General features: G+C 49.7%; 1 protein-coding gene. It reads right to left on the bottom strand.

All coding sequences use genetic code 11. The features are described from left to right. Positions 1-68: 68 nt before the first annotated feature. Positions 69-7,754, bottom strand: a complete 7,686-nt coding sequence (locus tag AC58UU_RS05790; RefSeq protein WP_497313814.1) for an amino acid adenylation domain-containing protein — start codon at positions 7,752-7,754, stop codon at positions 69-71. Positions 7,755-7,781: the final 27 nt, after the last annotated feature.

Here is a 7,781-nt window from a genome sequence, read left to right on the forward strand (position 1 = left end):
GAATTTACATTAGGAAACTTGCTTCGTAAGCATTTGCTATCGCGCTCCATTCGCGCATGTCGGCATGATTACAGCTTTTCACCAAGCAATTCGAAGATATCATCGACGTCGTCCGTAGTCAGTCCTTTGGAGCTGAAATCACTCGCGGTCCGCTCGCTTTCCTCTTTGTTCATACAGTGATCGATGATGCGGAGCAGATGATATTTGAAGGCAGCGGATAAACATTGCATAGTGGACTCCTCATACTGCTTCGGGCTATACGAAAATCGGAAGCTCATCTCGCCGTTTGCTATCATTCCGTTCATGATGATTGGATACATGCGGTGGGAATTTGGATTAATCGGTTCTCCCATGTCATACGGGGAAGGACCGAATGCATCATGTACGAGATTAGCATCGAATTGACCGAGATAATTGAAACAGATCTCCGGCTTTAACTTAAATTGCAGCCCGGACCGTTTGTCTTCCGGTGTCAAATATTTAAGAATGTCATAGCCGATTCCCTTGTTGGGAACGTGTCTAAGTGTCTCTTTCACCGACTTGATCCCCGTTGATAAATCATCACCATCCGTCAGGTCAAGCACGATCGGATACATGGAGGTAAACCAGCCGACTGTCCGGGAAATGTTGACGTCTTCCATCATCTCTTCGCGCCCGTGGCCTTCGAGTTGAACAGCAATACGGTCGCTCTGACCCCACTCCTGAACCGCCAATCCAAGAGCGGTTAACAGAATGTCGTTCATTTCTGTATGGTAGGCGTGGTGAATATGCTTAAGTAAATGTTGGGTCTGTTCCCCTGTAAGCGCCATTTCTGCCGTTGCACTTTCGCCTAATGTACAGGTTTCAACCGCAAAATCTTTATACAATGAGCCAACTGATATATTTTCTAATTGTTTCCAGTAATCAATTTCCTGCAGTAATTCCTTGCTTTCCGCGTAGGCCGTTAACCGCTGAGACCAATATTGGAACGAATCCGTTTTTTCCTGAAGTGCGGTGTCTTCGCCTGCAAGGGCCTGCGAATAACTTGTCGCCAAATCTTCAAACAGGATGCGCCATGAGATACCGTCAACGATTAAATGGTGAGCGGCAAGCAGCAGGTGATCACCTTCAGTTGTTTGGAATAGAGCAGCTTTCAGTAGAGGACCTTGACTCAGGTCGAAGCTTTGTTGAATGTGATTTGCTTCCGATGCAATGCGTACTTCTGTGTCAGAATCATCCGTGAAATCGAACCGTTCGAATCCGTAAATCTCGCCTTCTAAGCCTCGATTGAATTGGACGATCCGCCCGTCCCTCTCGTCGTAAACCATACGAAGCGCATCATGATGCTGGACAAGATCCCGCAGCGCCTTCTCCAAAGCCAGCGAATCGAATCCGTCAGTCTTATGCAGCATGACAGATTGATTCCAGTGATGCTGGTTTGCAAACCGCTGATCGAAAAACCATTGCTGAATCGGTGTCAAACCGACTTCACCCGTTACTGTCTCTTGACTGATTTGGCGCTTGACCAGCGCAACTAAGCCACTCAGCTCTTCGATCGATGGGTATCGGAACAGATCTTTCATCTCAAGTTGCAGCCCGTGATTGAACAAACGCGAGGCTACTTGTATGCCCTTAATCGAATCGCCGCCGAGATCGAAGAAATTGTCACGTATACCGATCCGTTCCGATCCCAGCACTTCCTGCCAGATGTGCACTAGCTTTTCTTCCAACTCGTTTCGAGGCGCTATGTACTCGGCACCTGTCTTCAGCCCACCCTCCGGCTTCGGCAGCGCCTTCCGGTCAACCTTGCCGTTAGACGTCATAGGCATGTGCGGGAGCCTTACAAAATGCGATGGGATCATGTATGCCGGCAGATCCTCTGATGCATGTGCCCTCAGCTCAGTCACGGTCAGATCCTGATCCAACAGCAGGTACGCGCAAAGGAACTTTTGCCCCTGCTCATCGTCCATCGCCATCACGACGGCCTCGCGAATCGCCTCGTGCTTCAAGAGCTGCGTCTCGATTTCCCCCAGCTCGATCCGATGCCCGCGGATTTTGACCTGGTGGTCGATCCGGCCCAAATATTCCATTTCTCCGCTACGCAATAATCTGGCTAGATCACCCGACCTGTACAGCCTTTCCTCCGGATTGTAGGGATTCGCAATGAACCGCTCAGCCGTCAACTCCTCGCGATTCAAGTACCCGCGTGCTACGCCTTCTCCGCCCACATACAGCTCTCCCATGACGCCAATCGGAACGAGACGCTGCTCGCTATCAAAGATGTAGCTTGTCAGTGTCGGAATCGGCCGGCCGATGTTGCTTAAGCTCGACTCCATGTCTTGTTCCGTTATTTCTTTATAAGTCACGTGAACGGTCGTTTCTGTAATGCCGTACATATTAATCAGCTGTGTCTGCGGGTACTTCGCCTTCCATGGCTTCAGCATGATCGGATTCAGCGCCTCGCCCCCGAAGATGACATAGCGGATCTGCAGGTCGTTGTCCTGTCGTCCAAGCACCTCATGAATCAGCGCGTAGAACGCGGTCGGCGTCTGGTTCAGCACAGTTACACCCTCTTGGCGCAGCAGCTGTGCGAACTCCTTCGGATTCTGTGCCACCGCTTTTGGCACAACGACACAGGTGCCGCCGTACAGCAAAGCGCCGTACATTTCCCAAACGGAGAAATCGAAGCAGAAGGAATGGAACACCGTCCACACGTCGCGATCGGTAAAATCGAACTTCATCTTGTCGTTCAGCATCAGACGAACGACATTGCGGTGTTCGATCATGACACCCTTCGGTTGGCCAGTCGTACCGGACGTATATATGATGTATGCCATATCCTCAGGCTGATTCACTGACTCCAGGTTCGAGCCGTCTCCGCTGTATAGCGCTGGATCACCCATATCAAGCACCGTCCCATTAAACGGCACTTTACCAGTCAGTTGAGGCAGGGTCAGCAGTACGCGGGCTCCGCTGTCGTCCAGCATAAATTGCAATCGTTCCTGTGGGTAATCCGGATCGAGCGGCACATAGACGCCGCCGGCCTTCAACGTAGCGAGTATGCCCACTATCATATCGAGCGACCGCTCAACGAGCAGACCTACCCTATCGTCAGGCAGTACGCTGAGACTACGCATTTCCCGGGCAAGCTGGTTGGCTCGCTCATTCAACTCGCGGTAGGTCATCCGATCCCCGCCAAATACGACCGCGATGCGATCCGGCCATTTTGCAGCCTGTACCTCGAAAAGTTCGTGCAGTGTCATTGCTTCCGGATACTGGGCAGCGGTGTCGCTCCTCTCGACCAGTAAATGTCTCTTCTCCGCCTCACTCAGCATATCCATGTGAGAAATCGTCTGGTATGGGTTAGCAATAGCAGTATGTAAAATATTCAGAAAATGATCGGCCATACACTGAACGGTTTCCTGCTTGAACAACTTGGTCCTATAAACGAAGCAAAGCTCGATTCCCTCTTCTTCTTCTCTCGCCTCAATCGTCAAATCGAACTTCGCGATAGGATTGTCTAGTATGCTTGGCGATATTGACAATCCGTCCAACTCCATGGCTTCAAGCTCAATGTTTTGCAGGACAAACATCGTATCGAACAGCGGATTGCGGCTCATGTCTCTGCGCACATCAACCTGCTCAACCAGCGCTTCGAACGGATAATCCTGATTATCGTAAATATGAAGCATGTTCGTCTTGACTTGTGCCAAAAACTCAGCAAACGAAAGTTTGCCGTCTGCTCGATTACGAAGTGCCAGCGTACCCACGAACATGCCGATGATCGATTGCAGATCGGGGTTGGATCTGCCTGCAATCGGCGTCCCGACGACGATATCTTCCTGTCCGGTATATTTGGCAAGCAGCACATTATAGGCTGCCAACATGACCATAAACAGTGTAGTACCCGATTCAGATGCGAGACGTCTAAGCGCCTCCTGCAGCTCTTTGCCGGTATGGACGATGACCTTATCTCCCTCAAAGCTCTGCAACGGCGGTCTCGGATAATCCGTTGGGATCTCAAGAACAGGAACATCCCCGCCAAACATCTCGACCCAGAAGGTCATCTGCCGTTTCATCACTTCGGATCCGAACCATTCGTGCTGCCAAACGGAAAAATCTTTATACTGGATCGTAAGCTCCGGCAATTGGTTCCCTTGATACAGGAGCATGAATTCCTTGACGATGAGACCCATCGAGGTACCGTCGGAAATAATATGATGAAGATCGAACAAGAAGAGGTGGCGTTCTGCAGCGAACCGGATTAACTCCACGCGCAGCAGTGGCGCCTTGCTTAAATCAAACGGGCGTATGAAGTCGTTCAACATCCCAGCAGCATCCTCTTCGTTCGCTTCTTTTACACGAATTCGCAGCTCAACCTGCGGATGCACGATTTGCACAGGCTCCCCGTCTACCGTATCAAATGAAGTACGCAGCGTATCGTGCCGCACCACTAGAGCTTGGAATGCTCCGCGGAACCTTTCTACATCGAGTGGTCCTTCCAGCAGCATGGCCCCTGGCATATTGGAGCTGGTACCGTCAGGGTCAAGACGATTCAGCACGAACATCCGTTTCTGCGCGGAGGATACCGGATAATAATCACGCTGCTCCGTAGATCGGATAGCTGCGTAAACTTGTTCGTCAGCGCCTTGAATATACTTGGCAATCTGCCTTATCGTCGGCCTGTCGAACAGTACCTTGATCGGTACTTCCACTTTCAGTTCCTTGTGAATTTTCGAAATGAGCATCATAGCCTTCAAAGAATGGCCGCCGTTTTCGAAAAAATTGTCGGTGACGCCGATATGCTCCGTCTTTAAAATCTCTTGCCATAGCGGCAGCAGATTCGTTTCAGTAAGATTAGCCGGCGCTTCATATACGGCAGCGGATTTCAATTCCCCTTCCGGTTTCGGCAGCGCTTTGCGGTCAATTTTGCCGTTTGGCGTAAGCGGCAGGCGTTCCATCGGTATAAAGTAGGAAGGCACCATATAGGCCGGAAGCTCCTGCAGTAGGTCATCTTTAAGCTCAGATGCTGCTGCCTCCGTTTCGAGTGTATAATACACAGCAAGCGCTTTTTCTCCTCCACCGTCTTCGACGACAAGCACGACAGCTTCTTTCACTCGGCGATGCCCCAGAATCGCTGCTTCTATTTCTCCGAGCTCGATGCGATAGCCGCGAATTTTAACCTGATGATCGATACGATCGATAAATTCGATGTTACCATTCGGCAGCCACTTGGCCAGATCGCCTGTTTTGTACATTTTCGTGCCTGGAAGGAAGGGATTGTCGATGAATTTTTCTAAGGTGAGCGTTTCTCTGCTCCAATACCCTCTGGCCAGCCCTGCTCCCGCTACACATAATTCACCCTTGACCCCAATTGGCAGAAGTTGATGATGGTGATCCACGATGTACGCCTGCGAGTTAGCGATCGGATGACCGATCGTTACCGGCTCTCCATGCATAAGATTTCGGCTTACGGTGGAAATGACGCTGTTTTCCGTCGGGCCGTACTCGTTGACGATTTCCACTCCTGGAATGATTCTCTTCGTTTTCTCCAGCAAATAAGGCGAAATGCTCTCTCCGCCGAGAGTTACAGCTTTCAGCGATGAAGCTTCCTCGACTTCCATCGAATCCAAAATCGCAGCATACAAACTTGGGACGCAGCTAAAATGGGTAATCTGCAAGGAAGAGATTCGTTTCTTCAGCGCCAGCGGATCTTTCGCTTCCTCATCAATCGCTAATACAACCGTCGAACCGGATGCAATCGGAGCAAAAAAGCTGCTGACAAAGGCATCGAACGAAAATGATAAGAACAGCAATACACGATCATCCGTACCGAATCCATATTCCTCTTTTCTCCAACGGATCGTATTCATGATGCTTGCGTGTTCGATCATAACCCCCTTCGGCTGACCGGTCGTTCCTGATGTGTAGATCATATAAGCCAAGTCTGCTGGCCCGCTTGTTCCCGTAAGATTGGAAGCATCGGCAGCGAAATTCGTCTCGTCTTGCAGATCCAGGAACTCGCAATGCCTCCCCTCGACCTTATACATCAAATCCTTTTTGCTCAACAGGAGCTGCGCTCCGCTATCTTCAAGCAAATAGCGGATCCGATCAACGGGGTACTCCGGATCGCAAGGCACATAGGCTCCGCCGGCCTTCAGAATGGCGAGCAGACCAACAGGCATTTCTAAGGAACGTTCCGTCATGATGGCAACCATTCGGTTCTTGCCTACGCCTTTTTCTTTTAATACCCGCGCGAGTCTGTTGGCTCTTTCGTTAAGCTCTCGGTACGTCATGCTCAAATCTCCGCAAACAATAGCCGTTTGATCCGGTGTTTTCTCCGCCTGCTGCTCAAACAGCGCATGGAGCGTTTGCTCTTGGTCCTGCGGATAACGGATTTCCGTATCATTAAAAGAGTAGAGAATTTGCTGTTTCTCTTGCTCCGTTACGATTTGAATATGCTTGGGCAGCACGTGCGGATCGGCAACGACCTGAGCGATGATTTGCTTCATGTGCCCTTCGATGCTGTTTATCCATTCCGCCGCATAAACAGCTGCATTAAAGCTAAGCTTGATCAAAAGTTCAGCGCCCGGAGCCACAACGATATTCAAAGGATAATTGGTCTGTTCCTCGACATGCACATCGTTGATAGCGAAGCCCAGCGCCCCCTCCCAACCGTTATTTTGCAGTTCTTTGGCAACCGGATAGTTTTCAAAAATAAGGATATGATCGAATAAATCCTGTTTGTGTCCATTCTGGCTCTGAATTTCGTACAAAGGAACGAAATGATTGGCCTCCGAAGCCAGCGCATTGCGCTGAGCTTCGGCAAGCAGGCTGCCAAACGATTGCTCATTTTTATAGGAAATGCGTATCGGAATGGTGTTAATAAATAATCCGACCATTTTCTCTATGCCCTTCACCTGCGAGGGGCGTCCGGAAACGACGGAGCCAAACACAACATCGTTCGTATGGTTATATTTGCTTAAAAGCAGGCCCCAAATCGTTTGGAAAACGGTGTTTACCGTCGTCTGGCAGCTGCTTGCAAGCTGTGCGATCCTCCCCGTCGTCGTTTCGTCTATAACGAAGCTGATCTCTTGCTTTTGATACAAACTGTTCTCAGGTGTGGATGCCTTAGGTATATGAGCGGATTGCTCGTAGCCGTCCAGATACGTTTGCCAATAGGCCAGCGATTCGTCTTTATCCTGCTTTTCCAGCCACTTGATATAATCGCTAAAAGGATATACTGCGTCCTGAGTCAGCGTCTTGTCATGCTTCAAAGCCTCATAGATTTGAAACAGCCGGTTGATAACAATGCCAAGTCCCCACCCGTCCATCAAGATATGATGGTGGCTCCAGATGAACTGATATTCCTGTTCAGCCGTTTGGAATACAGCAATGTGCATCGGTATATCTTTGGCCAGGTTGTAACGGCCGGCATTCCGTTCGCTGATAAAAGACGAGATGTAGATCCGCTGCTCCCTTTCATCCAGATGAGCGATTTGTTCGAAGTGAAGCTGAATCGTTCTTTTACTTAAAACGACCTGCCTTGGGCGCTGAAGATTTTGATGTACGAAAGCTGTACGCAAAATATCGTTTTCTGCGATTAATTGGTTAAAGCTTTGTTCGAAAAGGCTGACATCGAGCTGCCCGCAAATCTTTGCTTGCAACAGGTTATGATAGGCACTCGAATCAGGATCCATGATTGAATGAAAGAGCATCCCTTCCTGCATGGGAGTGAGCGGATACACTTTTTGGATTGTGTCTGATTTTTTCATTATTCACCTCTAAAGAGTTTGCACTCC

The organism is Paenibacillus sp. JT22N1, from assembly GCF_059692155.1.

Bases quoted from the DNA above. Each gene is read 5' to 3' on its own strand.
- AC58UU_RS05790 (WP_497313814.1), bottom strand. From the start codon at position 7,754: ATGAAAAAATCAGACACAATCCAAAAAGTGTATCCGCTCACTCCCATG.